General features: G+C 49.7%; 1 pseudogene. It reads left to right on the top strand.

The features are described 5' to 3' along the window. Nucleotides 1-30 precede the first annotated feature (30 nt). Nucleotides 31-531 (top strand): annotated as a pseudogene (locus tag ACYVRH_RS14355) (indolepyruvate ferredoxin oxidoreductase); the annotation flags it as partial.

Here is a 531-nt window from a genome sequence, read left to right on the forward strand (position 1 = left end):
TTTTTTATACAGTCCAGATGAGGAATATAAATGAGTAATGACAAATTAGCCCTTTTAGGGGACGAGGCAGTAGCGTTAGGCGCGATACACGCGGGAGTTAGCGTGTCTTATGGGTACCCGGGCACTCCGTCAACGGAAATTTTACAGTACTTGATTAACGAATATAAAAAAGGCGGCCCCATCGCAAGGTGGTGCGCCAATGAAAAATCCGCTTTGGAAGCCGCTATGGGCGCTTCATTTGCCGGACGCAGGGCGCTTGTTACCATGAAACACGTGGGGCTGAATGTCGCTTCTGACCCTTTTATTAACGCCGCGCTTTTAAAAATAAAGGGCGGGTTTGTCATCGCCGTAGCGGATGATCCCGGAATGCACAGTTCCCAAAATGAGCAGGATTCCCGCTTTTACGCTAATTTCGCGTTAGTTCCCTGTCTTGAACCGCGCAACCAGCAGGAAGCCTACGACATGGCGCGTGAAGCTTTTGACGTATCGGAGCGTTTTAACGTTCCCGTTCTATTGCGCCTTGTTACGCGA

This window comes from Treponema sp. R80B11-R83G3, assembly GCF_054786115.1.